The organism is Streptomyces sp. NPDC088810 (genome assembly GCF_044750305.1).
Classification (GTDB): Bacteria; Actinomycetota; Actinomycetes; order Streptomycetales; family Streptomycetaceae; genus Streptomyces.
On record NZ_JBIVJQ010000007.1, the window covers coordinates 253,821 to 280,406 of the forward strand.

23 protein-coding genes and 2 tRNA genes are annotated in these 26,586 nt (G+C 72.2%); 11 read left to right on the forward strand and 14 right to left on the reverse strand.

The window, feature by feature from the left end:
• Window positions 1–75: 75 nt before the first annotated feature.
• Both ACIP4Y_RS23480 and ACIP4Y_RS23485 read right to left on the reverse strand, forming a co-directional pair.
• Window positions 76–420 carry a hypothetical protein gene (locus ACIP4Y_RS23480; protein WP_401396666.1) on the reverse strand — a complete coding sequence of 115 codons (345 nt, stop codon included), beginning with the start codon at window positions 418–420 and terminating at the stop codon, window positions 76–78.
• The gene (locus tag ACIP4Y_RS23485) at window positions 417–632 is read right to left on the reverse strand and encodes a DUF6284 family protein (protein WP_401396669.1); all 216 of its coding nucleotides are present in this window, start codon (window positions 630–632) and stop codon (window positions 417–419) included. Before ACIP4Y_RS23485 ends, ACIP4Y_RS23480 begins: the two co-directional genes overlap by 4 nt.
• On the opposite strand from ACIP4Y_RS23485, the gene ACIP4Y_RS23490 reads away from it, so the two are divergent.
• Window positions 568–1,125, forward strand: a complete 558-nt coding sequence (locus tag ACIP4Y_RS23490; RefSeq protein ID WP_401396672.1) for an AAA family ATPase — start codon at window positions 568–570, stop codon at window positions 1,123–1,125. The genes ACIP4Y_RS23485 and ACIP4Y_RS23490 overlap by 65 nt on opposite strands.
• A 382-nt stretch (window positions 1,126–1,507) precedes the next feature.
• Window positions 1,508–2,491, forward strand: coding sequence for a pentapeptide repeat-containing protein (locus tag ACIP4Y_RS23495; RefSeq protein ID WP_401396675.1), 984 nt, complete (start codon window positions 1,508–1,510; stop codon window positions 2,489–2,491).
• 543 nt (window positions 2,492–3,034) lie between these two features.
• Here the strand turns inward: ACIP4Y_RS23495 and ACIP4Y_RS23500 are convergent.
• The gene (locus ACIP4Y_RS23500; protein ID WP_401396678.1) at window positions 3,035–4,762 is read right to left on the reverse strand and encodes a SpoIIE family protein phosphatase; all 1,728 of its coding nucleotides are present in this window, start codon (window positions 4,760–4,762) and stop codon (window positions 3,035–3,037) included.
• Between the two features lie 256 nt (window positions 4,763–5,018).
• A complete protein-coding gene (locus ACIP4Y_RS23505) occupies window positions 5,019–5,399 on the reverse strand; it encodes an STAS domain-containing protein (RefSeq protein WP_401396681.1) in 381 nt (126 codons plus the stop codon).
• Between the two features lie 128 nt (window positions 5,400–5,527).
• On the opposite strand from ACIP4Y_RS23505, the gene ACIP4Y_RS23510 reads away from it, so the two are divergent.
• Window positions 5,528–5,857, forward strand: a complete 330-nt coding sequence (locus tag ACIP4Y_RS23510; RefSeq protein WP_358640885.1) for a helix-turn-helix domain-containing protein — start codon at window positions 5,528–5,530, stop codon at window positions 5,855–5,857.
• Between the two features lie 16 nt (window positions 5,858–5,873).
• Here the strand turns inward: ACIP4Y_RS23510 and ACIP4Y_RS23515 are convergent, their stop codons facing one another.
• Window positions 5,874–6,743 carry a bifunctional DNA primase/polymerase gene (locus ACIP4Y_RS23515; RefSeq protein ID WP_401396685.1) on the reverse strand — a complete coding sequence of 290 codons (870 nt, stop codon included), beginning with the start codon at window positions 6,741–6,743 and terminating at the stop codon, window positions 5,874–5,876.
• Between the two features lie 323 nt (window positions 6,744–7,066).
• Here ACIP4Y_RS23515 and ACIP4Y_RS23520 point away from each other — a divergent pair, with 323 nt between their 5' ends.
• The 5 genes from ACIP4Y_RS23520 (at window position 7,067) to ACIP4Y_RS23540 (ending at window position 12,018) form a co-directional block, all read left to right on the forward strand.
• The gene (locus tag ACIP4Y_RS23520; protein WP_401396688.1) at window positions 7,067–7,972 is read left to right on the forward strand and encodes a bifunctional MaoC family dehydratase N-terminal/OB-fold nucleic acid binding domain-containing protein; all 906 of its coding nucleotides are present in this window, start codon (window positions 7,067–7,069) and stop codon (window positions 7,970–7,972) included.
• On the forward strand, window positions 7,969–8,361 hold the full coding sequence (locus ACIP4Y_RS23525; RefSeq protein ID WP_401396691.1) for a MaoC family dehydratase: 393 nt from the start codon (window positions 7,969–7,971) through the stop codon (window positions 8,359–8,361). Before ACIP4Y_RS23520 ends, ACIP4Y_RS23525 begins: the two co-directional genes overlap by 4 nt.
• Entirely contained in the window at window positions 8,358–9,524 is a 1,167-nt protein-coding gene (locus ACIP4Y_RS23530) for a lipid-transfer protein (RefSeq protein ID WP_358640893.1), read from the forward strand. Before ACIP4Y_RS23525 ends, ACIP4Y_RS23530 begins: the two co-directional genes overlap by 4 nt.
• Window positions 9,525–9,673: 149 nt before the next feature.
• Entirely contained in the window at window positions 9,674–10,225 is a 552-nt protein-coding gene (locus ACIP4Y_RS23535) for a SigE family RNA polymerase sigma factor (protein WP_358640895.1), read from the forward strand.
• Window positions 10,226–10,362: 137 nt separating this feature from the next.
• The gene (locus ACIP4Y_RS23540) at window positions 10,363–12,018 is read left to right on the forward strand and encodes a long-chain fatty acid--CoA ligase (protein ID WP_358640896.1); all 1,656 of its coding nucleotides are present in this window, start codon (window positions 10,363–10,365) and stop codon (window positions 12,016–12,018) included.
• 468 nt (window positions 12,019–12,486) lie between these two features.
• Here ACIP4Y_RS23540 and ACIP4Y_RS23545 read toward each other — a convergent pair whose 3' ends face one another.
• Window positions 12,487–13,698, reverse strand: coding sequence for an MFS transporter (locus tag ACIP4Y_RS23545; RefSeq protein ID WP_401396696.1), 1,212 nt, complete (start codon window positions 13,696–13,698; stop codon window positions 12,487–12,489).
• Window positions 13,699–13,834: 136 nt separating this feature from the next.
• Here ACIP4Y_RS23545 and ACIP4Y_RS23550 point away from each other — a divergent pair, with 136 nt between their 5' ends.
• On the forward strand, window positions 13,835–14,416 hold the full coding sequence (locus tag ACIP4Y_RS23550) for a TetR family transcriptional regulator (RefSeq protein WP_358640899.1): 582 nt from the start codon (window positions 13,835–13,837) through the stop codon (window positions 14,414–14,416).
• Window positions 14,417–14,453: 37 nt separating this feature from the next.
• On the opposite strand, the gene ACIP4Y_RS23555 is transcribed toward ACIP4Y_RS23550, so the two are convergent.
• On the reverse strand, window positions 14,454–19,103 hold the full coding sequence (locus ACIP4Y_RS23555) for a PAS domain-containing protein (RefSeq protein ID WP_401396700.1): 4,650 nt from the start codon (window positions 19,101–19,103) through the stop codon (window positions 14,454–14,456).
• 245 nt (window positions 19,104–19,348) lie between these two features.
• Window positions 19,349–19,819, reverse strand: a complete 471-nt coding sequence (locus ACIP4Y_RS23560; protein WP_401396703.1) for an SSI family serine proteinase inhibitor — start codon at window positions 19,817–19,819, stop codon at window positions 19,349–19,351.
• Between the two features lie 198 nt (window positions 19,820–20,017).
• Here ACIP4Y_RS23560 and ACIP4Y_RS23565 point away from each other — a divergent pair.
• Together ACIP4Y_RS23565 and ACIP4Y_RS23570 are read left to right on the forward strand one after the other, a co-directional pair.
• Window positions 20,018–20,108, forward strand: a tRNA-Ser gene (locus tag ACIP4Y_RS23565).
• A gap of 184 nt (window positions 20,109–20,292) precedes the next feature.
• Window positions 20,293–20,365: transfer RNA gene (locus tag ACIP4Y_RS23570), tRNA-Arg, on the forward strand.
• 81 nt (window positions 20,366–20,446) lie between these two features.
• On the opposite strand, the gene ACIP4Y_RS23575 is transcribed toward ACIP4Y_RS23570, so the two are convergent.
• The 6 genes from ACIP4Y_RS23575 to ACIP4Y_RS23600 form a co-directional block, all read right to left on the reverse strand.
• The gene (locus tag ACIP4Y_RS23575; RefSeq protein WP_401396706.1) at window positions 20,447–21,718 is read right to left on the reverse strand and encodes a tyrosine-type recombinase/integrase; all 1,272 of its coding nucleotides are present in this window, start codon (window positions 21,716–21,718) and stop codon (window positions 20,447–20,449) included.
• Window positions 21,718–21,915 (reverse strand): helix-turn-helix domain-containing protein, encoded by a 198-nt coding sequence (locus ACIP4Y_RS23580; protein ID WP_250288263.1) that lies wholly within the window; start codon window positions 21,913–21,915, stop codon window positions 21,718–21,720. The genes ACIP4Y_RS23575 and ACIP4Y_RS23580 overlap by 1 nt, the downstream gene beginning before the upstream one ends.
• Window positions 21,916–22,093: 178 nt before the next feature.
• The gene (locus ACIP4Y_RS23585; protein ID WP_401396709.1) at window positions 22,094–23,242 is read right to left on the reverse strand and encodes a DUF3631 domain-containing protein; all 1,149 of its coding nucleotides are present in this window, start codon (window positions 23,240–23,242) and stop codon (window positions 22,094–22,096) included.
• A complete protein-coding gene (locus ACIP4Y_RS23590) occupies window positions 23,239–23,577 on the reverse strand; it encodes a hypothetical protein (RefSeq protein WP_401396712.1) in 339 nt (112 codons plus the stop codon). Before ACIP4Y_RS23590 ends, ACIP4Y_RS23585 begins: the two co-directional genes overlap by 4 nt.
• A gap of 77 nt (window positions 23,578–23,654) precedes the next feature.
• On the reverse strand, window positions 23,655–24,572 hold the full coding sequence (locus ACIP4Y_RS23595) for a bifunctional DNA primase/polymerase (protein ID WP_401397060.1): 918 nt from the start codon (window positions 24,570–24,572) through the stop codon (window positions 23,655–23,657).
• Between the two features lie 150 nt (window positions 24,573–24,722).
• Window positions 24,723–26,507 (reverse strand): MarR family transcriptional regulator, encoded by a 1,785-nt coding sequence (locus ACIP4Y_RS23600; RefSeq protein WP_401396715.1) that lies wholly within the window; start codon window positions 26,505–26,507, stop codon window positions 24,723–24,725.
• Window positions 26,508–26,586: the final 79 nt, after the last annotated feature.

Sequence of the window (26,586 nt, forward strand, 5' to 3'; positions counted from 1 at the left end):
GACGTGGTCCGGGCCGAGCCGGTACCCGAACTGCGTCAGGACCTCGACGGCCTGCTCGCGGTCGTGGTCGGCGGCTCACGCGGCGGCCCTCTCCGGCGTCCAGAGCCCGTAGGCCAGCAGGTACTGAACGTGGGCGATCTCCCCGGCCGCGCACTGCGCCGCGTAGTGCCAGGGCGGGGTGCCGTGCGCCTGGTGTGCGGTGTTGCCGGTCACGACCCAGCATCCCGGCTCCGGCTCCCACGCGATCACCTCGGAGGTGACGATGGTCATGCCGTAGGCCATGGACAGCACCGCGTGCCCGGCCTCGTGGAAGGCGATACCGGGCCGGGCCTGCTCGTAGGTGAGCGGGATGTGCTGCATCGGGCGCCGCCGGACGGTGTGGTCCGCCAGCCTCTCCGGAGCGGGAGCGGCCGTGGTCATGCCGCACCGCCCGGCAGGCTCGCCGTGGCCGTACGGTTCGCCAGCGCGGTCCGCTCGGCCAGCACCCGGCGGCGGGCCCGGCGCAGCCGGCGCTCGTGACCTCGGCGGTCCCGGTCGCAAGTGGCGCACAGAGTCGGAGGTCTCCTAGTGTCGGTCACCCGTCCGCCGTTCTGTGTCCTGATGGCTGGACTCCCCGGCTCCGGCAAGACCACCCTTTCCCGCGCTCTAACGACTCGCGGCTTCGTGCGGCTGTGTCCGGACGAAGAGATGTACCGCCGACACGGGGTCTATGGCGTGGACTTCCCCCGGGGCACCTTTCCCACCCTTGAGAGGCCAGTCCTCGAAGATGTGGCGGCTGAGCTTAGAGAACAGCTCAAGGCGGGACACGACGTCGTCGTTGACCACGGCTTCTGGACCCCGGAAGATCGGGGAAGATGGCGAGCCATCGCTACCGATGCCGGCGCTACCCCAGTGCTCGTTTACCTCGCAGCCAGCCACGACGAGCTGTGGGCGAGGATCAGCAGGCGCAACGAGTTCCACAAGAACGACCCGAACTCCATTTACTTCTCGGAAAGCGACCTCCATCGGTACCGCACCCGGTTCCTCCCTCCTCAGGCAGACGAACCGCACCTCGCCTATGACGGCGACACTGCGGCTGTCCTCGCGGCTCTAGACGGCTCACACCCTCGTCCCGCAGATGACTGATGCACAGGTCGGCCGGGCAGCACTCGGTCTCAGTCTCATTCACTCTCGTCCTGAGCCGTGCAGGACGCAGGAGTGGCGATGCACGGGTGTGACCGCCACCGGATGCTGCTGTGACTTGCATTGCTAGGCGCCGTTCCCGACTGGGGTCCGTCATGGCGGGCGTCGGGGCTTCACCGGCGTTCAGGTCGTTCGTACGGTAGCGCGCTCGACCTGAATGCAAGGGATCAGTCAACTGCCTGACAGAGCGCTGCCGCGTCAGTTGCATCCACCACGAACGTGCCGACCACGGCGCCGTCCGCACGCTAATATGCCATTCAATTATTGACGAGTCAGCTGTTGGCGGGGAGATGCGTATACGCCATTTGGGTGCAAGACTTGGAGTATGGGTCGTTCTAAGCATCGGCGGATTGGCTCGGAGCGCCAGTATCTCGGGTTGGCGTCACGCCTCCGTTTGCGAGAACAGCTTAATCAGGCCCGATTGGACCTGTCTAAGGAGCGGGCCAAGGTTGAAAAAGCCAAGTGGTCCAGAATAGGCGCCTGGGCCCAATGGGTCGTTACGCTCGCAACGGCGATCGCCCTGATTTTTACTCTTCGGCACGGCGCCGATGAATTGGCCACTACCCGCGAGCAGCACGTAACAAGTAGGTTTGCTACAGCCATCAACCAGGTTGGATCCAAATCACAAGAGGTCCGAGTGGGTGGGGTGTATGCGCTCGCGCGGCTGATGCTGGATTCTCCGACAGATCAAGGCGCTATCGTCGATGTTCTTGCAACCTTCGTGAGGGATCAGCAGCGTCCTCAGGCGAACATCCCTTCACCTCTCGGCCACTACTTCAACGATCTCCGCAGTGACATTGAGGGTGCTATCGTCACGCTGCAGGGTTGGTGTCTAAAAAACGAAGATTGTTGGATACGTGAAGGAAGTAGTCCACACTCTCTGGATCTAAGTGGAGTTGTATTCGGTCGCATTTATTGGGATTACAATCTCCCTAGGGTAAATCTCTCCGAGTCGGATTTTACCGACGCCTATATCCTAGAGGCCGACCTATTTGGCGCGTCCTTCGTTGGCGCAACAATGAGGAATATCTCGATCGAAAAAGCGGGGCTCCGCGAAGCGGTCTTCTTTAACGCTGACCTTTCAGGTGCCGACATAGCATCGACGGATCTCTCCAAGGCGGACTTCAGAGAAGCCGACCTCCGCAATTCTTTACTCCGCGACGTGGATTTCTCCGGCGCGAAGCTGGATGAGGCAGATCTGAGGGGCGCGGACCTCTCCAGGGCCCGGGTGTCTTGCAGTCAGCTAGCTAAAGCCAAGATGGACGAAAAGACGAAAGTGCCAGCCTCATGTTCTGGTATCCGCTCTTGAGTTCCTGCCGGGCTGACTGTCGCAGGACGTAGCACGATCAGGGCGCTGCCAGGGTGGCACGCTTGTAGGCTGGCTTCTTCTTTCTTTTCTCCACACGGCGGGTTAACGAGGCAGCGCCGCCCCGGCAGCCCGGCGGGCGCCGGAGGCACGCAGCGGGGCAAGTCCAGGGTGCTGCCTTGCTTGTGGAGGTCGTCGGCTTTAGCTGACACCAATGTCTGACCAGCGGAGTGCGGATCGAGGCGTGCAGTGGGTGAGCCGACTGAGAAGACGCTGTGTGATCGACTTGATAAGGGTGATGCCCGATCCTGTAGTCGAGTGGCGTGCGGCCAACCTCTGGCCAGGAGACCGCCGGCTAGCTTCTCGCTGCTGGCGTCTGCCCAGGTCACGACCTTCGCAGCGTGCGATGGTTGGCCGGTCTTGAAAACCGTCGTGGCAGCGATGTCACCGTGGGTTCAAATCCCACCGCCTCCGCACAGCTCGTAGATATGCAGGTCAGAAGGGGCGTCCCGGTTTTCGGGGCGCCCCTTCTGCATGAGGTCTGTCTCAGCCGGTGTGCCGTTGGGACGGTGTGCGCAGGGCGAGGAGGGCGACGTCGTCGATGCCGGGGGGCTGGACGCGGCGCAGGAGTTGGTCGGTGAAGGACGGCAGGGGGCGGTGGGCGAGGGCGGCGGCGTGCTGCCGGAGCCGGTGGAGGCCCTCGTCCAGGGTCTGGCCGGGTGCTTCGATGAGGCCGTCGGTGTACAGCAGCAGGGTGGAGCCGGGCGGCAGCGCCACGGTGGCGTCGGGGCGGGGCGTGGAGACTCCGGTGCCCAGCAGGAGACCGTGGCCGTCGGTGAGGTAGCGGGCCAGGCCGTTGTGGTCGATGAGCAGCGGCGGAGGGTGGCCCGCGTTGGTCCAGGACAGCTGCCAGTGCCCGTCGTCCGTCTCGGTCACCCGGGCGAAGATGAGCGTGGCCATGCTGACGTCGGTGATCGGCATGACCGCCTCGTCGAGGCGTTCGACGATCCGGCTGGCCGGTTGGCGCTGGGACCAGGCGTAGGCGCGGAGCATGTTGCGCAGCTGGGCCATGCCGGCCGCGGCCTCCAGGTCGTGGCCGACGACGTCCCCGATGGCCAGCGCGGTGGCGCCGTCGGAGAGGGTGAAGGCGTCGTACCAGTCGCCGCCGACCTGTGAGGCGTCGGGGGCGGGCAGGTAGCGGACGGTCATCTGCAGCCCGGGCACGCTCGGCATCTGCGGCAGCAGGTGGTTCTGCATGGTCTCGGCGACCGCGCGCTGGCGCTGGTAGAGGCGGGCGTTGTCCAGGGCGACACCGGCGCGGCGCGCGATGTCCTCGATCAGCGGCAGGTCGGCGGTGGTGAAGTCGCCCGGTTTCTTGGCGCGGCCGAGGGTGAGGGCGCCCAGGACTTCGCGGGTGCTGCGCAGGGGGGCGATGGCCGCGGAGTGGATGCCGGTGGCGTCGAACAGGCGGCGCTGCTCCACCGCTATCCCGGAGTCCGGGGCGCCCTGGTAGGTGTCGGGCCCCGCCAGGGTGGAGGCGACACCGCGCAGGGCCCGGGACAGGGGCATCGGGGATTCCTCGGGGATCGGCGGCATGGGTCCCTGCAGATCTTCATGGTGCACGAGCGTGTCGCCGTCGGCCTGGACCACGGTGGTGCGCCACACCTCGTCGCGCTCGGTGATCAGGTCGATGACGACCCAGTCCGCCAGCCGGGGCACGACCAGGGCCACCAGCCGGCGCTGTGCCTCGTCGACATCGAAGGTGGAGGTCAGCTGTGTGGTGGTCTCGGCCAGCAGGGCCAGCCGCTCCAGATCGCTCATCCGTTCGGCGGCCTGCTCCGGGTGCGGCTCGGTGCCGTGCACCGCCTCGGGTGTGTGGAAGACCACGAGTGTGCCGGCCCCGGCGTCGGCGAGGGCGTAGGGGGCGATCATCCACGAGATGCGCAGGACGGAGCCGTCGGCGCGGGCGAAGTAGTCCTCTTCGCCCTGGGCCGGGTGCCCGGCGTGGAACGCCTGCCGCATGCTGCACCGGGTGGTGGGCAGCGGCTGGCCCAGAGGCCCGCGGTGCAGCAGCTCGTGGGCGTCCTGGCCGATCAGGTCTTCGGCGGGCCGGTCCAGCAGATGCTCGGCGAGGGAGTTGACGGCGACGATTCGGCCCTGCTCGTCGGCGACGTAGGCGCCGGCCCCGATGGCGTCCAGTGCGTCGGTGAGCCGGGCGTCGGGAACTCCCGGTGACCGTGCAGGGCAGGTCTCGGCGGTCTTCGGCTCCGTCATGTCCTCGCCTCCGCAAGCTCGGGCCCCGTCCGCGGTGCCGCAGGGGGAGCGCCGCGCGATGTCTTCACGCTTCCTTTCCCGTATGCCCCCACAGGGAGGATCCGACCTCGCATCCGCCGGCCTCCTGGGCGCCGGGGACACCGCTGGGCGCGCGAGGGGTCCCGCACGGTGCTCGACAGCTCGGCGTCGGACAGCTCCGGAACCGCCCCGCAGGGGCCGGGAGCGTGCCGTAGGGTCACCCGTTTTCGGGCGGGGGTCAGGAGACGGCGGCGTCGTCCACCGTCTCCCGTATCTCCAGGACGGTGTCGGCTCCGGTGATCTCGAAGAGCCGCTGGAGCTGCCGGGGCGGCGCGGCCACGCGCAGGGTGCCCGCCTGGTGGGTGAGGATCAGCAGATTGAGGAACGTCGAGTCCGCGAAGACGACACCGGAGGCGTCCAGGACCACCTTCGGGTGCTTCCTGGCGGCGGCGTCCAGCGCGTCCGCCAGGGGCGGGATCGAGTGCAGGTCGTAGGCGCCGTGCGCGGCGACGACCCACGCATCGCGCCGTTCGTACTGAACGACCGCCGCCTGAGGGGGATGCTTGCCGGCCCGGTCCGACCCCTGCTTCCCGCCGGCGTTGGTCGTGAGCCTTGGCATGACGGCTTCATCCGAGGACACCTTCAGGCTCCTTCCATGGCGCTTCATCGCGGGACCAGGTCAGCGAATACGTGAAAAGTATGTCATGTATCTGTGTTCCGGCAATGGCGTCGCATAAAATGCGGGGCATGGTTGGAGTGCCCGAACCTCACACCGGTTGGACGTTCATCACCAACCACGCGCGCGTCCTGGCAGCCATCGCCGACAATCCGAACATCCGGATCCGTGACATCGCCGCCCGCTGCCGGCTCACGGAGCGGGCCGTCCAGCGGATCATCTCCGATCTGGAGCAGGACGGTTACCTCTCCCACACCCGTGACGGACGCACGAACACCTACCGCATCGAGCCGGACAAGGTGCTGCGCCACCCGGCGGAGGCCGGCCTCCCCGTGGCCTCCCTGCTCTCCCTGCTCGTGCAGGACGAGTCCGAGCGCGTCAGGAACCCGGTCGCCCAGTAGCTCCCGGCTCGGGGCGTCAGGGGTGGTGGCCCGTCATGCGGGCCGCCGAGGCGATCGTGGCGCGGGCCTCGCGTTCGGTCAGGCCGGTGTGCAGGGCCGCCTCGGTGAGGGGGGCCACCAGGGCAGGGCCGATGCCGTTCTCGTAGGCGCGGCAGGCCGCCCAGAACAGGCGGGTGTTGCGCTGGCCCTCGTGGGCGGTCAGGACGAAGTGGACCAGGCCGCGGCCGTGGTCGCCGGCGGCGGGCGGCGCCGGCTGGTGGGGGCGCGGCGGGGGCAGCAGCAGGCGGAGCAGGGAGGGCGGGCAGGCGGCCGGGGCCAGGTGGGCGGTGCCGGGTGCGGCGGTGTAGACGCCGTGGTCGGTGCGGGAGCCCGGGCCGACGAGGTAGCCGCCGGCGCCCCGGATGTCGATGCCGGGCGCCAGCCGGCCGGCCGAGTTCGGTACGACGGTGTCCGGCGGGCCGGTCAGCCACAGGTGGCGGCCGCCGCTCGGGGTGAGGACGACGACCGTCTCCGGGATCGTGAACAGGTGGCGCAGGGCCAGTTCGCGCAGGGCGGCCGAGGAGTCCGTGCCGGACTTGGTGTCCAGGTCGACGCCGATCAGGTGGTACGGGGGCAGCCCGCAGGCGATGCCGTAGCCGGTGGCCCGGGGCGCGGCGGCGAAGAGCTCGCGGATGCGGACGGGGTCGGTGGAGGCGTCGTACACGCCGTGGCCGTAGCGTCCGCACTCGCCGTGGCAGGGGCGCCCCGGGGCGGGGTCGTCGCGGTGCGGGGAGCGCAGGGCCGGGAGCTTCGTCCGGGACAGGGGGATGACGGCCAGACCGCGTTCGGCGGCTGACAGGGCGTGTGCGAGGGCCAGCGTCGTTGCCTGCCGGTCGGTGGTGGCCATGGCTCCATGTTCGTACGTGCGTTCGAAAAAAGGAAGGGTGGATCGAGCCGGCGCGCCGGTGCGGAGTGGGGGTGGCGGGATGCTGCCGGAGCGATTCACTCCTCGTGTTGCCCGGAGGGCTGGACGTCCGTGCTGGTGAGCCTCGGGTGACGGCTGTCGTGACGAGGATCCTCGCGGGGTGTGCTTCAAAACTCGCAACACGTCTGCGCGGCGGTGCCTCGGCGCCGCCGCGTCGGCGTTTTCGCGGGAGCGCCCGGCCGGCCTTGACACTCCACGATATCTGACGGACAGTCAGAAACTGTTTCCCGAGTCTGGGGGTGGCGGTGCGCGAGGAGCAGGCCGGCGACGAACTGGGCGCGCGGCTCAAGGAGTTCCAGGGGCGTCCGGCCGCCGTTGCCGGTGTCGGCAAGGACCCGGTGAACGCGCCGATGATCCGGCACTGGTGCGAGGCGCTGGGCGACACCAACCCCGCCTACACCGGCCCGGACGCCATCGCCCCGCCCACCATGCTCCAGGCCTGGACGATGGGCGGCCTGACCGGACACCAGGGCCGCACCGGGGCGTACGGCGAACTCCTCGCCCTGCTGGACGCGGCGGGCTGCACCGCCGTGGTGGCCACGGACTGCGAGCAGGAGTACCTGCGGCCCCTGCGGCCGGGCGACGAGGTCGCGTTCGACACGGTCATCGAGGAGGTCTCCGGCCGCAAGACGACCAAGCTCGGCACGGGCTACTTCGTCACCACCCGGATGGACGTACGGGTCGACGGCGAGCCGGTCGCCACCCACCGCTTCCGCATCCTCAAGTACGCCCCCGCACCCCGCGCCCCCCGGGCGCGCCGCCCCCGCCCGGTGGTCAACCGGGACAACGCCGGCTTCTGGCAGGGCGTGGCCGAGCACCGGCTCCTCATCCAGCGCTGCACGGCCTGCGGCACCCCGCGCCACCCCTGGCTGCCTGGCTGCAACGCGTGCGGCAGCCCGGCCTGGGACACGGTGGAGGCGAGCGGCGAGGGCACGGTCCACTCGTACGTGGTGCTGCACCACCCGCCCTTCCCGGCCTTCGACCCCCCTTACGCGGTCGGCCTGATCGAACTCGCCGAGGGGGTGCGGATGGTGAGCAACGTGGTCGGGGTGCCGTACGACAAGGTGCGCATCGGGCTGCCGGTGCGGCTGGAGTTCCAGCGGTGCGACGAGGAGCTGACGGTACCGGTGTTCCGGGTGGTGGACCGGTGAGGGCCGGGGACCGGCTGCCGCCGCTGGAGATCCCGGTGACCCGCACCCTGATCGTGGCGGGCGCCATCGCCTCCCGGGACTACCAGGACGTGCACCACGACCCGGAACTGGCCCGGCAGAAGGGCGCACCGGACATCTTCATGAACATCCTGACCACGAACGGCCTGGTCGGCCGGTACGTCACCGACCACGTCGGCCCCCCGGCGGTGCTCCGCAAGGTCGCCATCAGGCTGGGCGCGCCCAACCATCCCGGGGACACGATGGTGCTGACCGGCAGCGTCGAGGAGGTCGACGGGAACACGGCCGTCGTCCGGGTCGTCGGCACCAACGGCCTCGGCACCCATGTGACGGGCACGGTGACGGTCATCCTCCCGGAGGCCGGATCATGAGCCTGCGCAGTCGCGACACCCTCGGCGGACGCGCGGCGATCGCCGGCATCGGGGCCACCGAGTTCTCCAAGGACTCCGGCCGCAGCGAGCTGCGCCTGGCGGTGGAGGCGGTGCGGGCCGCACTCGACGACGCCGGGCTCACCCCGGCGGACGTGGACGGGCTGGTGACCTTCACCATGGACACCAGCCCGGAGATCACCGTGGCCCAGGCCTGCGGGATGGGCGAGCTGTCCTTCTTCTCCCGGGTGCACTACGGCGGCGGGGCGGCCTGCGCCACCGTCCAGCAGGCGGCGCTCGCGGTGGCGACGGGCGTCGCGGAGGTCGTGGTCTGCTACCGCGCGTTCAACGAGCGCTCGGGCCGCCGGTTCGGCGCGGGCGTGCAGCACCGGGAGCCGTCGGCGGAGGGGGCGGCCCTCGGCTGGGTGCTGCCGTTCGGGCTGCTCACCCCGGCCTCCTGGGTGGCGATGGCCGCCCAGCGGTATCTGCACGCGTACGGCCTGACGCCGGAGGCGTTCGGGCACGTGGCCGTGGTGGACCGGGCGTACGCGGCGACCAACCCCGCCGCCTGGTTCCACGGCCGCCCGATCACGCTCGCCGACCACGCCGCCTCCCGCTGGATCGCCGAGCCGCTGCGGCTGCTGGACTGCTGCCAGGAGACCGACGGCGGGCAGGCGGTCGTCGTCACCTCCCTGGAGCGGGCCCGGGACCTGCCGCGGCCGCCCGCCGTGATCGCGGCGGCGGCCCAGGGCGCGGGCCGGGCGCAGGAGCAGATGACCGGCTTCTACCGGGACGACCTGACCGGCCTGCCGGAGATGGGCGCGGTGGCCCGGCAGCTGTGGCGCACCAGCGGACTCGGCCCGGACGCCGTCGACGTGGGCATCCTGTACGACCACTTCACCCCGTTCGTGCTCATGCAGCTGGAGGAGTTCGGCTTCTGCGGCCGGGGCGAGGCGGCGGACTTCGTGGCCGAGCGGCGGCTGCCGCTGAACACCCACGGGGGCCAGCTCGGGGAGGCGTACCTGCACGGCATGAACGGCATCGCGGAGGCGGTACGGCAGCTGCGGGGCACGGCCGTGAACCAGGTCCCGGGGGCGGCCCGCACCCTGGTGACGGCCGGCACCGGAGTGCCCACATCAGGGCTGGTCCTGACGGCGGACGGCTGACCTCCTCGGGGGTCGTACCCGGAGATGGTACGGTCCCGCAGTCCACCTTCAGGAGGTGGAGGCAGCCCCACCCCTACAACCTGAGGGGGACTCGCCTTCGGGACCTGCGGGCGATCCGCCGCGGCGGGCCTCGCTCCTAGCGTGGAGCCATGACCACACCCGTCTGCACCAGCGCCTCGGCCGCCGCCGCTCCCGCGCGGCAGACCTACCCGTCGTTCGCGTCGTACGTGCGCGCCCGCCAGCCGGTCCTGCTGCGTACCGCCCGCTCGCTGACCGCGAACCCGAGCGATGCCGAGGACCTGCTGCAGACCGCGCTCGCCAAGACCTATGTGGCCTGGGAGCGGATCGAGGACCAGCGGGCGCTCGACGGCTATGTGCGCCGGGCGCTGCTGAACACCCGCACCTCGCAGTGGCGCAAGCGCAGGGTGGACGAGTTCGCCTGCGACGAGCTGCCCGAGCCGGAACCCCTGCCCGGCGGCGACGACCCGGCCGAGCGGCAGGCGCTGCACGACGCCATGTGGCAGGCGGTCCTGCGGCTGCCGGCGCGCCAGCGGGCGATGGTCGTCCTGCGGTACTACGAGGACCTCAGCGAGGCCCAGACCGCCGAGGTGCTCGGGGTGTCGGTGGGCACGGTGAAGTCGGCGGTCTCCCGCGCGCTCGGCAAGCTGCGCGAGGACCCGGACCTGATGCTGGTCCGCTAGCCGCGGTCTCCCGCGGAACGTGACCGCTCAGTGACCCACCCCCTAGTGACATACCGCGTGGTATGTGCGCAGAATTCAGCGCACCCCCTACCACCGCGTAGGACCACCGCGTAGGCAATGTCGCCCGGGAGGACGCCGTGCTGGCCACGATGCAGGACGTACCGCTGCTGATCTCCAGGATCCTGACCCACGGGTCGACGGTCCACGGCTCCTCACGGGTGACCACCTGGACCGGGGACCCCGAACCGCACCGGCGCACCTTCGCCGAGATCGGCGCCCGCGCCGCGCAGCTGGCGCACGCCCTGCGGGACGAGCTGGGGGTGACCGGCGACGACCGGGTGGCCACGCTCATGTGGAACAACGCCGAGCACGTCGAGGCGTACTTCGCGATCCCCTCCATGGGCGCCGTCCTGCACACGCTGAACCTGCGGCTGCCCGCAGAACAGCTGGTGTGGATCGTCAACCACGCGGCCGACAGGGTCGTCCTCGTCAACGGCTCCCTCATCCCGCTGCTGGCGCCGCTGCTGCCGAAGCTGCCCACGGTCGAGCACATCGTCGTCTCCGGGCCCGGCGACCGCGCCCCGCTGGCCGACGCCGGCGCGCAGGTGCACGAGTACGAGGAACTGATCGCGGGCCGGCCCACCCACTACGACTGGCCGGAGCTGGACGAACGCCAGGCCGCCGCCATGTGTTACACCTCCGGCACGACCGGCGACCCCAAGGGCGTGGTGTACAGCCACCGCTCGATCTACCTGCACTCCATGCAGGTCAACATGGCCCAGTCGATGGGCCTGACCGACCAGGACACCTCGCTCGTCGTCGTCCCGCAGTTCCACGTCAACGCCTGGGGCCTGCCGCACGCCACCTTCATGACCGGCGTCAACATGCTGATGCCGGACCGCTTCCTGCAGCCGGCCCCGCTCGCCGAGATGATCGAGAGCGAGCGGCCCACCCACGCGGCGGCCGTCCCGACCATCTGGCAGGGCCTGCTCGGCGAGCTGCACGCCAGGCCGCGGGACGTCTCCTCGCTCACCCAGGTCACCATCGGCGGCTCGGCCTGTCCGCCCTCCCTCATGGAGGCGTTCGACCAGCTCGGCATGCGCGTCTGCCACGCCTGGGGCATGACGGAGACCTCCCCGCTGGGCACGGTGGCCCGTCCGCCGGCTCACGCGGTCGGCACGGACGAGGAGTTCGGCTACCGGCTCACCCAGGGCCGCTTCCCGGCGAGCGTCGAGGCCCGCCTCACCGGCCCCGGCGGCGCACGGTTGCCCTGGGACGGCGAGTCGGCGGGCGAGCTGGAGGTGCGCGGGCCCTGGATCGCGGGCGCCTACTACAACGGCCCCGACGCCGAACCCCTGCGTCCCGCCGACAAGTTCAGCGCGGACGGCTGGCTGAAGACCGGTGACGTCGGCACCATCTCCCCCGACGGCTTCCTCATCCTCACCGACCGGGCCAAGGACGTCATCAAGTCCGGCGGCGAGTGGATCTCCTCGGTCGAGCTGGAGAACGCGCTGATGTCCCATCCGGACGTCGCCGAGGCCGCCGTGGTCGCCGTACCGGACGAGAAGTGGGGCGAGCGGCCGCTGGCCACGGTCGTCCTGCGGCCCGGCGCGACCGCCGACTTCGAGACCCTGCGCACCTTCCTCGCCGAGGAGGGCCGCATCGCCAAGTGGCAGCTGCCCGAGCGCTGGACGGTCGTCGAGTCGGTCCCGAAGACGAGCGTGGGCAAGTTCGACAAGAAGGTGCTCCGCAGGCAGTACGCAGAGGGCGAGCTGGACGTCACCCACCTCTGACGGGGCTTCGCCGCCGTGGAAAGGACCCGGTGCCGAGCGAGAACTCGACACCGGGCATCGGGGCGGGATCCGGCTCCGGCCCCCACCGCCGGCGTTTCGGGGCCGCCGCGCGGTGGGCGTGCCGGCCGTCCCGTGGCATCGGTGCCGGCCTGCCGAGGCACGGGCGGCGTACGACGCGCACCGCGCGCGCCGGGACGCACTGCGGCGCGTTGCGTGCCCTGGGCGGCACTCCGGTCGCCGCTCCGGCGCGCTGCTCGGCCGCCGCGCGCCGTCAGCGCCGGCCCCCAGCAGTGCGTCGGTGCCGGCGGCTGCACGCTGCGAGTGCCGGCTGCCGCAAGCCGCCACCGCCAGCCCTTACGCAGTGCGTTAGTGCGGCTGCCGGCGCTGTCGGCGCCGGCCTCCGCATGCGTCGGTGCCGGTATCCGCGCGCCGCCGGCCCCCGCCGTCAGCGCCGGCCCCCGCACCCCGTCAGCGCCGCCCGCCCCGCACTGTCGTAGTCCACCCCAGTACCAGCCACAGCCCCGCCACCGCGCACACCCCGGACCAGCCCCAGTGGCTGAAGGCGGGGCCTGCGACGGCTGAGGCGAGGGCGCCGCCGGCGAAGCCGGAGACGACGTAGGCCGTGTTGGCGGTGGCCGGTGTGGACGTCGTGGTCAGGGCGAGGGTCTGGTTGGCGACGTGGGAGGCCACGAGGGCCGCGTGGATCGCGATCGCGGCGGCGAACAGGGCCGGCAGCACCTGGCCGCCGAGCCAGAACAGCGGTACGGCGACGGCGGCCAGCCCATACGCGGCGCCGACGACCCGGGCCGCGCCGAACCGGTCCACCAGCCCGCCCGCCAGTGGCGCCACCGCGCTGGCGGTCAGCCCGAAGAGGCCGAAGAGCCCGGCGGTCGCGGTGGACAGGCCGTACTCCGGACCGGTCAGCAGCAGCGCCAGCGAGGTCCACAGGGCGCTCCACGCCCCGAACATCCCCGCCTGCCGCAGGCACGCCCGCCACAGGTCGGGCGAGCGGCGCAGCAGCCCCGGCAGCTCGGCGATGCCGGAGAACAGCCCGCCGTGCCGTACCCGCCGCTCGGCCGGCAGGGCCGCCGCGGTGGCCAGCCCCAGGGCGAGGGTCAGTACGGCGGACCCGGCGAACACCCAGCGCCAGCCGAAGGCCTGCCCGGCGAGCCCGCCGAGGACGCGGGCCGCGACGATGCCGGTGAACAGCCCGGCGATGACGGCCGCGACATGCCGGGCGCGCCGGTCGGCCGGGGCGCGCGCGGCGACCAGCGGCACGAGCAGCTGCGGTACGACGGTCGCCGCGGCGGCGACGAACACGGCGGCGGCCAGGGCCGCGGTGCCCGGGGCGACGGCCGCGACGAGCAGCGCCACCGTGGTGGCCACGGAGAGCCAGGCGACCAGCGGACGGCGGTCGACGCGGTCGCCGAGCGGGGCGAAGAAGAGCAGCCCGGCCGCGTAGCCGAGCTGGGCCACCGAGGCGATCCAGGCCACGGCCGCGGGGAGGGTGCCGAAGTCGTGGGCGATCAGCGGCAGCAGCGGGGCCGCGAGATAGATGTTGGCGGCCGTGACGGCGGTGCAGACGGCGATGAGCAGGAGGAAGAGGGTGCCGGAGGCGGACCGCTCGCGGTCGGGTATCCGGACTCCGGGCGCCCGGCGGGTGCTGGTGGCTGACGGCATGAGGGGGAGGCACTCCTTAGAGCCGACTCACACAACTAACTGGTTGGTTGAAACTCCCCAACAGCGTGCACCGTCCCGGCATTCCCAGTCAACCAACCAGTTGGTTATCGCTCGCCGAGCGCCCTACCCTGTCCCCATGGCACCAGTGAGGGACCCCGAGGCCACCAAGGCCCGTATCTTCGACGCGGCGGTCGCCGAGTTCGCCCGCCACGGCATCGCGGGCGCCCGCATCGACCGCATCGCCACCGCGGCCAAGGCCAACAAGCAGCTGATCTACGCCTACTTCGGCAACAAGGCGGAGCTGTTCAGCAAGGTCCTCGGCACCTGCATGGTCGACCTGGCGGCGGCCGTACCCGTCGACCCCGACGACATCGAGGGCTGGGTCGACCGCCTCCTCGACTACCACGCCACCCACCCCGAACTGCTGCGCCTGCTCTTCTGGGAGGGCATCGAGTACGGCAGCGCCGAACTCCCGGACGAGCCGGCCCGCCAGGACCACTACGCCCGCAAGGTCGCCGCGCTCGAGGACGGCCAGGCCCGGGGCGTCATCACGGACGCCATCCCGGCCGGCGACCTGCTGATCCTGATCACCGCGCTGACCAACTGGATGGCCGTGGTCCCCCAGATGCGGCGCATCCTCGCCGGTACGCGGGACTCCGACCGCGACCGCCTGCGGGCCTCCGTCAAGGAGGCGGCCCGCAGGCTGGTGGCCCGCTAGCGACTGCCCGTACGGCGCCGGTGTCCGGACCCGGTGCCTAGTTCGTGCCGATCCGGGCCAGCAGGTCCACGATCCGCGACTGCACCTCGGTGCTGGTGGACCGCTCCGCGAGGAACAGCACCGTCTCGCCCGAGGCCAGCCGGGGCAGGTCGGCCGGGTCGACCGCGGCCGTGTAGACGACCAGCGGGGTGCGGTTGAGCTGCCCGTTCGCCCGCAGCCAGTCCACGATCCCGGCCCGCCGGCGGTGCACCTGCATCAGGTCCATCACCACCAGGTTCGGCCGGAACTGCCCCGCCAGCGTCACCGCGTCGTTGTCGTTCGCGGCCCGCGCCACCTGCATCCCGCGCCGCTCCAGCGTCGAGGTCAGCGCCAGCGCGATCTCCGCGTGCTCCTCGATGAGCAGCACCCGCGGCGGATGCTGCTCGCTGTCCCGCGGCGCCAGCGCCTTCAGCAGGACGGCGGGATCGGCGCCGTACGCCGCCTCGCGCGTCGCCTGCCCCAGCCCGGCCGTGACCAGCACCGGAACCTCGGCGGCCACCGCGGCCTGGCGCAGCGACTGCAGCGCGGTCCGCGTGATGGGCCCGGTCAGCGGGTCCACGAACAGCGCGGCGGGGAAGGCCGCGATCTGCGCGTCGACCTCCTCGCGCGAGTGCACGATCACCGGCCGGTAGCCACGGTCGCTCAGCGCCTGCTGGGTCGTCACGTCCGGCGCGGGCCACACCAGCAGCCGGCGCGGGTTGTCCAGCGGCTCCGGGGGCAGCTCGTCGTCCAGCGGCTGCGGACGCGGCGTGTCCGCCACCTCCACGGCCCCGCCGGGACCGTCCAGCGGCTCCGGCCCCTCGGCGGCGTCGGGCTCCGGGGCGCCTATGGCGTACGACCGTCCGGCCCCCTCGGTGCCCGCGGCCGGCCGGGACTGCCCGCCGAGCGAGGGCTGCGCCCCGGGCACCGGACCGGCGGGCGCCGGCTGCGCCACCGCCGGCTGCCCGGCGAGCGGCGCCTGACCGCCGAGCGACGGCTGTGCCGGTGCCGGTTCGGCCGGCGGATGCGGCCGGGCCGCCTGGACCGGCTGCGGCTGCGGCTCCGGGCGGGTGGCCGGGTCGGGAGGCGTGCCCAGCTTGCGCCGCCGGCCGGAACCGCCCGGCGCGTGCGGCGGCGGAGTGGCCGTCGGCTGCTGCACCTGGGCGGCCTGCCGCGCGAACGGCACACCCTGCCCGAGCGTGCGCACGCTGATCGCCCGCCCCTGCGTCGAGTCCGGGTCGACCGGCACACCGCCGGCGGCCGGCGCGGGCAACGGCTGCGCGGCCGGTACGGCGGACCCGTTGGCCCCGGGGGGAAGCGGGGTGCCGGGAGCCGGGGTGGGAGTGCCGGTACCCGGCCACTGCTGCGGGGCACCGGCCGCCGGACTGCCGGCCTGGGCGCCCTGCGGGCCCGCGGTCGCCTGCCCGGCCTCGGCGGGCAACGGCAGCGCACCCGGGGCCACCGGGGTACCGGCGGGCGGGGTGCCCGGCTGCGCGGCGGCCGGGGGCTGCGGCGCCGGGGCGGTGCCCTGCGCGGGCGCCGGCTGGGCCGGTGTGCTCTGAGCGGGCGCGGGCCGGCCCGGCGTGTGCTGCGCTGGTACGGCCGCCTGCCCCGGGACGGCGGCACCGGGCTGCGCACCGGGAACCGCCGGCGCGGGACCTGCCTGGACGGGACCGCTCTGCCCGGGACCTGCCTGGACGGGACCGCTCTGCCCGGGACCCGCCTGGACGGCGATGCCCTGCCCGGGACCCGCCTGGACGGCGATGCCCTGCCCGGCCGTGCCCTGCGCCGGAACGCCGGGCGCCGCCTGGCCGGGAGCCGGCGGTACGGCCGTGCCCTGCGGGGCCTGGCCGGGAGCGGCCGGCGCCGGGAGGGGCTGCGGCGGGGTCTGTCCGGGTACGGTTCCCGGCGCCACCGCCTGCGCGGCCTCGGCCGGCTGGGCCACGGCCCGGCGCCGTCGGCCGGTCGGGGCGCTGGTGGGATGCGGCTGCGGCGGGGTGTGGTCCTCGGCCTGGTCGAGCGGTACGGCGTCGTGCCGGCCGTCGTCACCCGGGAGCCCCTCGACGGACACCGGCATCTGCGCGGGCACCTGCACCTGCCCGGGCAGCGGTCCGGCACCGGCCGCCGGACCGACCTGCGGCCGCGCGTCGGCAGCCGTACCCGGGCCCGGGACGGACGGCCCACCGCCACCCGGAGTCACGGGAACACCGGCGTTCGGCCCCGCGGGCGCACTCGCACCCGGCACCACCGGCACGGCCGCACCCGGGGCGGGGGCCGTGCCGTTCGCCGGCTCGGCACCGGCCGGGGCACGGTCGGCGTCGGCCGGTGGCAGGGCGAAGACCGTACGCGCGCCCGCCTCCTGCGCCGCGGCGCGCTCCGCCGCGGCGGCCAGCGCCCGCCGGCGCCGTCCGCCCGGCTGCGCGCCGTCTGCCGCGACCAGCTCGCCACCCTGCGCCGGAACGGCCTGCGCGCCCGGTGCCGGCTCGCCGCCGGCCGCGGGAAGGGCCGGGGGCAGGGCGGCCTGCGGGGCGTCGGAGTCGCCCCGGGCCCGCCGGCCCGTGGGCGCGGGCACGCCCTGCGGCGGCACGGTGCCACCGAGTCCCGTACCCGAGGCGGCGGCCCCCGCGCTCTGCTCGGCCGCGGTCATCACGGCACCCTCGGCCACGCCCTCGCCGTCACCGGCGCCTCCGGCGCCGATCTCGGCGGGCCGCCCGCGGCGCCGCCCGGTCCCGCCGGACGCGCCCTCCGGGGCCTCGGCCGGAACCGCGACAGCCTCCTCGGCGGGCGCGCCGGCCCGCCGCCGGCGCCGCCCGGTCGGTACGGGTGCCTCCGCCTCACCGGCGTCATCCGCGCCGGCCACGTCACTCTCCAGGAAGGCGTCCGTGGAGGCCCGCCGGGCCCGCCGCCGACCGCCCGCGCCGGCCTGCTCGGCCGCACCGGAGTCGTCCGCGGCACCCTCGGCGCCGTCCGGGACCTGCACCGTGCCGGGGGAGTCGGCGGCGACCGCGCCCGCCCCGCCGCCGAGCGGCACCTCGAGCACGTAGGCACTGCCGCTCATGCCCGGCACCTCGTGCGTCTGCAGCACGCCTCCGTGGGCGCGCACGATCCCGCGCACGATCGGCTCGTGCACCGGGTCCCCGCCGGCGTACGGTCCGCGCACCTCGATACGCGCGACCTCGCCGCGCTGCGCGGCGGCCACGACGACGGTGTTGTCCAGATAACCGCCCGCCGAGACGGGCGTGTTGCCGGTGGCGTCGACCCCCGCGACGTCCGCCACGAGATGCGCGAGCGCGGTGGCGAGCCGCTGCGGATCGACCTCGGCCTCGATGGGCGGGGCGTGGACGGCGAACTGCACGCGCCCCGGCCCGATCAGCTCGACGGCCCCGTCCACACCGGCGGCGACGACGGCGTCCAGCATCACCTTCGTCCGGGTGATGTCCTCACTGCCCGCGTCCAGCCGCTGATAGCCGAGCACGTTGTCGATCAGGGTCGTGATCCGCGCGTATCCGGCGGAGAGGTGGTGCAGCACCTGATTGGCCTCGGGCCACAGCTGACCGGCGTCGTCGGCGGCGAGCGCGGACAGCTCGTGGCGCAGCTCGTCCAGCGGTCCGCGCAGCGACTCGCCGAGCAGCGTGAGCAGCTGCTCGTGCCGCCCTGCGAGCGCCTCGTAGCGGTCCTTCTCCCGCTCGGCGAGGGAGGCGTACCGCTCCTCGCCGGCCGCCAGCTCCTCCGCGTGCTTCTCGCGCAGCTCCTCGACCTCGGTGACGTGCTGCTGGCGCAGCGCGGTCAGGTCGGAGGCGTGCTCCTCGGAGAGTCGTTCCAGCTCCTCGGCGTGCGCCTGCTCCAGCGCGGCCTTCTCCTCGACCAGGGCGTCGTACGGCCGCCGGTCGGTGAAGGTCATCACGGCGCCGACGAGCTGGTCCCCGTCCCGCACCGGCGCGGTGGTCAGATCGACCGGCACCTTCTTGTCGCCCTTGGACCACAGCACCTGCCCGCGCACCCGGTGCTTGCGCCCCGAGCGCAGGGTGTCGGCGAGCGGCGACTCGTCGTACGGGAAGGGCGAGCCGTCGGCACGGGAGTGCAGCACCAGGGTGTGCAGCTCCTTGCCGCCCAGCTCACCGGCCCGGTACCCCAGTATCTGGGCGGCGGCCGGATTGACGAGCACGATCCGCCCGTCGGTGTCGGTGCCCACGACGCCTTCCGCGGCAGCCCGCAGGATCATCTCGGTCTGCCGCTGGGAGCGGGCCAGCTCGGCCTCGGTGTCGACGGTCCCGGACAGGTCCCGGACCACGATCATGAGCAGCTCGTCGCCGGTGTAGCCGTAACCGTCGTACGCCTGCTGCCCGTTCAGGTTGGCGCTGGTGACCTCGACCGGGAACTCGGTCCCGTCGGTCCGCCGCGCGACCATCCGGGTCGGCTTGGTCCGCCCCGTGGGATCCATGTGATCGGGCCGCCGCATCGACCCGGGGATCAGCCGGGAGTCGAACTCGGGCAGCAGGTCGAGCAGCCCGCGCCCCACGAGAGCCGTACCGGGCGCCTCGAAGGCCTCCAGCGCGATGGTGTTGGCGTTGACGACGGTTCCGTTGGCGTTGACCAGGACCAACGCATCCGGCAGCGCGTCGAGTATGGCTGCGAGGCGAGCAGCGCCTCGGGATGGCCTGCTGCTCACGAGACGCCTTCCTCCCTGTTACCGCACCTTGCCGACCGCTCGGGCCATCTTGCCAACCGGCCCGCGACGTGTCACGCGAGGGAGTCTAAGGGCACGGATCGCGCTTGCGGCGCCGGATGAGAGGGAGGTCCCACGAGGAAGTGACGGCGAACGCGTGACCGCATGGGCCGGCTCCCCCGGTCCTCCTCCGGACCTTTACGGAACCAATGCGTCCGCCAAGCACCCCGCGGCCCCGTGGGCCGCCCCTACGCCGGGCCGCCCGGCTTCGGCAGCAGCGGCACCATCCGGTCCCACCGCCCCATCTCGCATCCGTTGCTGCGGTCGTACGAGGCGTCGACCGGGCGACCGGCCCAGGTACCGGTGACCCGGGCGGTGGCCGGGCCGCCGTAGAGCATGGTGCAGGTGGTGTCCGGGGGCACCGGCGCGAAGGGGTCCCGGCCCCAGCGCGTGTGCTCGTCGAGCACCTGGCAGGCCCCGGCGGCGTCCGGATGCCGGCCGGCGGCGGGATGGCAGGACACCTCGTACGTCCCGTCCCGCCCCGCCCCGGCGTGCCGGACCACGACGGTCAGGTGATCAGCCCCGTCCTCGGGCCGCACCGGTGGCGGCAGCGCGCCGGCCGCGGCGGCGGGTACGGCGGTGAGCGGGACGAGGGACGCGACGGCGGAGAGCGACGCCCACAGAAGGCGCCGCCCGGCGCCCGGCAGTACAGAGACCATGCCCGTTCCAACGCCGCTGTCGCCGAGACGTTGCGCCGGGCTCCCCCCTTTGCCTCCGGTTCCCTCCCGCCCCGCCCGGCGAAGCCCTTTGCCCTGCGGCCCGCCTGCCTAGTACCGTGGGGGGCGATTGGTGACGCGGCGCTCGCCTGTGTCATCATCTGCACGCACCATTCGCGCGCTCGCGTGAGCGGTTGTGCTGGAGGCGTCGCCTAGTCCGGTCTATGGCGCCGCACTGCTAATGCGGTTTGGGCCTTAAAGCCCATCGAGGGTTCAAATCCCTCCGCCTCCGCCCCATCCGAAGCCCCGGTCCCCAGGACCGGGGCTTCGTCGTTCTCCCCCCGTCCTGGACGTTTTCGCAGGTCACAAGGGGTATGAGGATCGGATTTCACATGACGGCGGCAGTCATGTAATGTTCTTCCTGTCGCCGCGAGCGGGCCGAAAGGACCGGGAGCGAAGGCAAAACAAAAGAACAAGCACTCGTAGCTTAACGGATAGAGCATCTGACTACGGATCAGAAGGTTGCAGGTTCGAATCCTGCCGAGTGCACACAGGTCAGAAGCCCCGCCGGTTAATCCGGCGGGGCTTCTGACATCAGCGGCTGACATCAACGTCCCTGAGAAGAGATCTTCAGGCGGCCGTCTCGTCTTCCACGTTGTCCTCGTCGTCGTCCAGCCCCAACGCGTCGTCCATCCGGTCGGCGGCGGCCCGGAGCGTCGTCCCCATCACATGCGCATAGGTGTCCAGCGTCATCGTGATCGTGCTGTGCCCCAGCGTCTCCATGATGGTGCGCGCGTCGACCCCCTGAGCCAGCAGCAGCGACGCGCAGGTGTGGCGCAGGTCGTGCACCCGTACCCGTCGCACCTTGGCGTCCCGGCACAGGATCGTGAGCATCCTGTTCAGCCCGCGCGGATCGATCACCCTGCCGGTGGAGGTCGTGAAGACGAGCCCCGCCGGCTGTCCCTCCGCCGGCTTCCACTTCGGTCCCGCGACTTTGCGCTCACGATCCTGCGCCTCGCGGTGCTTTGTGAGCGCCTGCACGCACCGCCGGGGCAGAGAGACCGTGCGGATGGACCGCGTCGTCTTCGGCGTGCCGAAGATCAGCTCTCGCCGGATGCGCTGCACGTTCCGGCGAACCCGGAGGGTACCGGCGTTCAGGTCCACGTCCGACCACGTCAGACCCAGCACCTCACCGCGGCGCAGGCCGGTGGAGATCAGCAACAGCCACAACGCGTAGAGGCGGTGGGGGCGAGCCGTCTTGAGCAGTGCTTTGGCTTCGCTGGCGTCCAGCGGGCGAACCTCCTTGTGGTCGACGGTGGGCGTCTCCACGATCCGGGCCACGTTTCGCGCGATCAGTTCCTCGCGGATGGCCTGCTGCAACGCGGACCGCAGTACGGCATGGACGTACTGAACGGTGCGCGCGGACGGGCGCCGCTCGCAGCAGCGACCGACCGCACAGCACGTGCGCTTGTCCTCCGGGCGTTCCTTGTCCGCTCCCCGAAGGCAGCACAGGCAGGCTGACTTGAACTCGGAGAGGAACCGGCGCACGTCCGCCGGCGACAGCCGGTTCAGCCGCTTCTTGCCGAGTGCGGGCCGGATGTAGAGCCGGGACAGACCCTCGTAGCTGTTCAGCGTCGCAGGCTTGAGACGCTCCGGGGCGATGGTGGCGAGCCAGTACGTCAGGTAGTCCCCGAACGCCATGGTCGAGGACGCTGCGGGGATGCCCTGACGGGTCATCTCCTGCATCTCCGTCAGCTTGTCGGCAACTTCCTCGCGGGTCTTGCCGTAGACGAACTTCCGGGTGCGGGTGCCGTCGGGGCGGTAGACGTAGGCGGCGGCGTGATAGCGGCCGTCGGTGCGCTTGGTGATCGTTCCTTCGCCGTTGGCGCGTCGCTTGGCCATCAGGCGGCCTCCTCCATTTGGTTGCGCATGTACTCGCGGACGGCGTCGACCGGGATGCGGCGGGCCCGGCCGGCGGTGAAGCTCGGGAGCTGCTTGGAGCGAATGAGGTCGTAGACCTTGCTGCGGCTGAGGCGAAGCGCTGCCATGACTTCGGGGACCTTGAGCGCTTCGTGGCTGGCGGGCATGGCGGTGGTCACGCGGTGTCTCCTCTAGGACTGTCCGTCGGGGTCCCTCTGAGGGCCGCTACTTCCGCTACCTCCGCTACCGCGCAGGTCAGGGGCCTGCTGCCGGTAGCGGGAAGGGGTAGCGGTAGCGGATGGGTAGCGGGGCGGTAGCGGCAACCGGAGCCGGTTGCCGCTACCGCGTTAGTGCTGGTCAGGCCACGTTTTCGGTGCCCGGTAGCGGAGGTAGCGGACTTTCCGGGGGTGGGGGGCAGTAGCGGGCCCACGCGTCCCTCAGATCGGCGGCGTAGTAGCCCTTGAGGACGCTCCCGGCGGCCTTGATGTTGCGGGAGGTGATGGGCTCGTTGTCCGCCGTCATGTACTCGGCGAGCATCCGGGACAGGCGCCGGTTGTCGAGCGGCTTGCCGTGCAGGTCCGCCCACGGAGCATCGTCCAGGGCGTTGAGCCGGTCCAGGATTGCGACCGTGGGCAGGCGGTCGATGCCGACCATGACGTGGTCGCGCAGGTCGGTGAGCAGCCGCACTCCGAGGCTGCCTTTGTCGTTGGCTTTGGACGCTGCGACCAGGACGACGCAGGCTTCGCGGGCCCTGTCGGGCCAGTCCCCGCCGGCGGCGTCCGCGACCGCGAGCAGCGGTTCCCACACGTCGGCGGGCCGGTCCGTGACGCCTTCGGGCATGGCCGGCCACACGTTCATGACCTGCTCGCTGACCCGCTCTGCCCAGGTGGCGAGCCGGTCACGCAGTGCGAACCCTTCCTTCTCGTGGATGCGGGTGCGATAGGGCTCGATCGTCTCGTTGCGGGCCCTGCGGCGCATGCGGATGTTGACGGAGCGGTCCCGGATGGTGTCGGGCAGGTAGCCGAGCCCGGCCACGGCGACGGCGGCGTAGGAGTGGAATGCCTGCACGGTCTGGTTGGCGCCGTCTCCCACGCAGCGGAACATCGGCCGGTTGCGGCGGTGTCCTGCGTTGATGAAGCCCCGGAGCTGCTCGTTTTCCCCGGCCTTGGGGCCGAAGATGGTGTCGATCTCATCGAAGAGGATCGTGGGCCGCTTGCCGTCGACCCCGGCCACCGCGCGGAAGAGCGCGGCGGCGGAGGCGTCTACAGCGGCCATCGGGTTGGGCACGAGCGTTTCCACGATCTCCAGCGCACGGGACTTCCCGGACCCCGGTTCGGGGGACAGGAAGGCGAGGCGCGGGGTGGACTCGAAGCAGTCGAGCAGGTGGGCGTGTGCGTCCCACAGGACCACGGCCACGTAGGCGGCCTCGTGCGGGAAGACGTTGAAGCGGCGGTGGAAGGCTTCCACCTCGTTGAGCAGCGCGGCGCCGTCGATGCGGTTGGTCATGCGGCGTGCCTCCCTTCACACGGCGGGGCGGACGTTCCGGTGCAGGCGGAGCGGTGGGCGTCGTACTCGGTGACCAGCGCGGCGACGCCGTCGGGCCCGGTGGCGGTGCCGGTCAGCCCGCAGGCGCAGGCGTAGGCGGCGGTGGGCAGGGCGCCGGGGCGCATTGACCAGCGGGCGCCGTCGTAGGGGTGTCGGTAGACCGGCGGGGCGAAGATCCGGATCCCGGGCGCGTCCGGGGTCGGGTCGACACCCGGCCGCATCGGGGACCGGTTCGAGAGAAGGGCAGTTACGACGCCCTGACGGGCGGCCTCCTTCGGCTCGCCCACGGCCGCCATGTTCACAGCCTGTGTGGCGACGTTCGGGCCGGTCGGAACTGAGGTGGGGCAATCCAGGGCGGGGGGAGTCGGCGCCGTCATGCCGCCTCCCGTGGGGTGGCGTGGCCGATGACCCAGTCCAAGGCGCTGCGGATGGTGGCGCGGCACTCGGCCGGCGGCAGGCCCGTCGACTCCCCCGCCCCCTGGATTGCCTCCTCCACCACGTGCCGGGGGATGTCGCCCCACGCCACGAACCGGGCCACCTTGCAGGCGCTGCGGTGCAGGGTGACGTTGCGGCCGTTCGGCCCGCCCGCGGTCGCGGAGGCGATGACGGCGCACTCGCGCTCCAACGCCGCGCGCGCGGCGCGGGTGCCGTCGTGCACCCGCACGGGCGCTGGAGCGGGCTGGTCCGGCTCGGTGAGCAACGCGGTCAGCCAGTCGGGCAGTTCGGCCACAGGAGCGTCGTGGGCGACCTCGTACGTGCCGTCGGGGGTGGTGCTGCCGGGGGCGACGACGTAGCCGCCCCAGGCGCGGGTGTCGATGTGCGGTCCGAGACGGTCCACGCTGCACTTCAACCGCACCCCGGCGGGGGCGGTGAAGTAGAGGTGTTCACCGCGCGCAGTCCGCACCCGGTAGGTGTCGGGGAGGACCTGCCCGGCGCGCTCGCAGAGCGCTTGCAAGGAAGTGGCGCCGTCAGGCGCTCCTTCTGGCTCTTCCGCCTTGACCGGGTCCAGGTCGATGACGAGCAGCCCGGCCGGTCCCGTCGCGATCCCGACGTTGTACGGGCGGTGGGCCCACGCCGCGTGGATCAGTTCGGGGTCGGTGGTGGCGCGCTCTTCCGGGGTGCGGTGCCCGCCGGCGCACCGACCGGTGCGGGGGCAGACACGTTCGGCGTGCCCGGCCGGGCGCTTACTGCCGGGGTGAAGCGGGATGACGGGCCAGCCGCGTTCGGCCGCCGTGAGAGCGGATGCGAGTTGCGGCAGGCACTCCAGGGATGCGCTCGGGGTGCCGGTCATGCCGCCCAGTAACGGCCGCTCGCCGTCTCGCCGGATGTGGGTCGGTTGGGTCATGCTGGGAGACCTCCACAGGTCTGTTGACGGTCTGGTGGAAGGCGGCGGCCCCGGTTCTTGGCGGAAGGGGGCCGCCGTCGTCGTTGTGCGGATGGGTTAGGCGGCGGCGGACTCGTCGCCGCGCGTGGTGGTCAGGCGACCGTCCACGGCGCGGACGACCATGCCGCCGGTGGTGAGCCTTTTGACGGCCTTGGACACAGCGCTCTTGGACAGGCCCGTGATGGTGACGAGGTCCTTCTGGCGGACCGGGTCGTCGGCGGTCTCGATGGCCTTCAGGACGCGGGCCACCGCGCTGTCAGTGGTGGGCTCGTCCAGCGTCGTGTTCTTGACGAGGGTGAGCGTCGGGGTGCCCGCGGCTTCCACCGTGGGGGCGACGGTGCGGGACCACGGGGTGCGGTCGGGCAGGGCGATGACGACGGCCTTGTCCATGTAGCGGACCTTGACGGGGTCGGGCTTGCGCTTGCCGTCCCGGATCAGCGCGACACCGGGAACGGGGAGTTCGTCGGCGTTCCAGCCCTTGGCCTGTGCGTCCTCGCCGAGGACGACTCGGGCTTCGGCCGGCGTGCGGACCGCGAGGCAGATGGAAACGCCGATCTGCGGGGCGATCTGCTTGGGAATGCCGTCGTTGATGCTGGGCTTCTGGGTCATCCACCACAGGTCGATGCAGGCGGCGCGGCCCATGCGGGCGATGGACTCCAGGCCCGGCAGCGCGGACCGGGTCACGGTGCGGGTCCTGCCGTCGCCGGTCTCGGTCTCGTAGGGGACCTTGTCGGCGGCCGTCATGACCTCGGCGCCCTCGTCCACGACGACCGTGATGCGGGGCCGCTCCTTCGTGGGGGTCCAGGTGTCCTGGCCCTTGGGCAGCACGCTGAGCCGGTCCAGCATCTCCGTCTCCAGCTCATCGACCACGTCGACGACTTCGCGCGGGGTGGAGGCGACGCGGGCCCGGTGGTCCCACAGGCGGCCTTCCACGCGCTTGAGGTCGATGATGACGAGCGCGTTCGTGGCGCCCTCGGACGCGTCGTACAGCAGCGGCCGGGACGCAACCGACTTGCCCGCGCCGGACCGGCCGGCGATGAGCAGCCGTTCCCCGAGCGGCACGGTGACCTGTTCGCCGGTGACGGTGTCGACGCCGAGGGAGCGCCGTTCGGGTGTCCACTTCAGGTCGTCGCCGTCGGCTGCCGAGCGGGTGCGCAGGATGAGTTCGGCCCAGCCGCCCTGCTTGCCCGCCTTGATCTGCATGCGCAGGCTCGTGCGGGCGCCGAGCAGGGCGCGGATGTGGTCCTCGGCGGCGCGGAGCTTGGTCGCCGTCCACGTGCCGTCGAGCCGGACGGCGACGACGATCCCGGCTTCGGTGAGCTTGGGCCGGCCGGTCAGCGTGCCGGCGAGGCCGCGCTGTTCGGCGTGGTCCTTCCAGTGCTGCGGCTGAAGGCGCTTCAGCAGCGCGCTCTCTTCGGCGGTGGGCTTGAGTCCGGTGGTGTCGCGCTCGCGCACGGCCACCCACACGAACAGGGCGGTGACGGCCGCGACGACGGCGACGGCCGACCACACCCACACACGCGTCGGGACCTGCGGGAGCCAGACGTATCCGGCGATGCCGAGCGCGGCGGTCGTCTTGGTGGCGAACAGCCACATCGGGTCCGGTACGCGTCGCTTGGCGGTGCGCAGCTCCCGTTCGGCGCGGTGGCGCAGGGAGGTGACGCCCTCGGGGTCGACGGCGCGGGCCCGTTCCAGGGCGGCGCGGGCGTCGGCTACGAGCGGCTTGCGCTGGGCGCGCAGAGCGGCGCGGCGGTCGGCTTCCTTGCGCCACACGTCGGCGGTCCATCGTGCAGCGGTGGCGGCGTACTGGCGGTGGGCACGCCAGACTTGTCCGTGGCTCACGGAGTCCTCTTCTCAGGGGTAGTGGGTCGGTGGTGACGGGCCCTGCGACGGCCCGTCACCACACGTATGTGTTACGCGG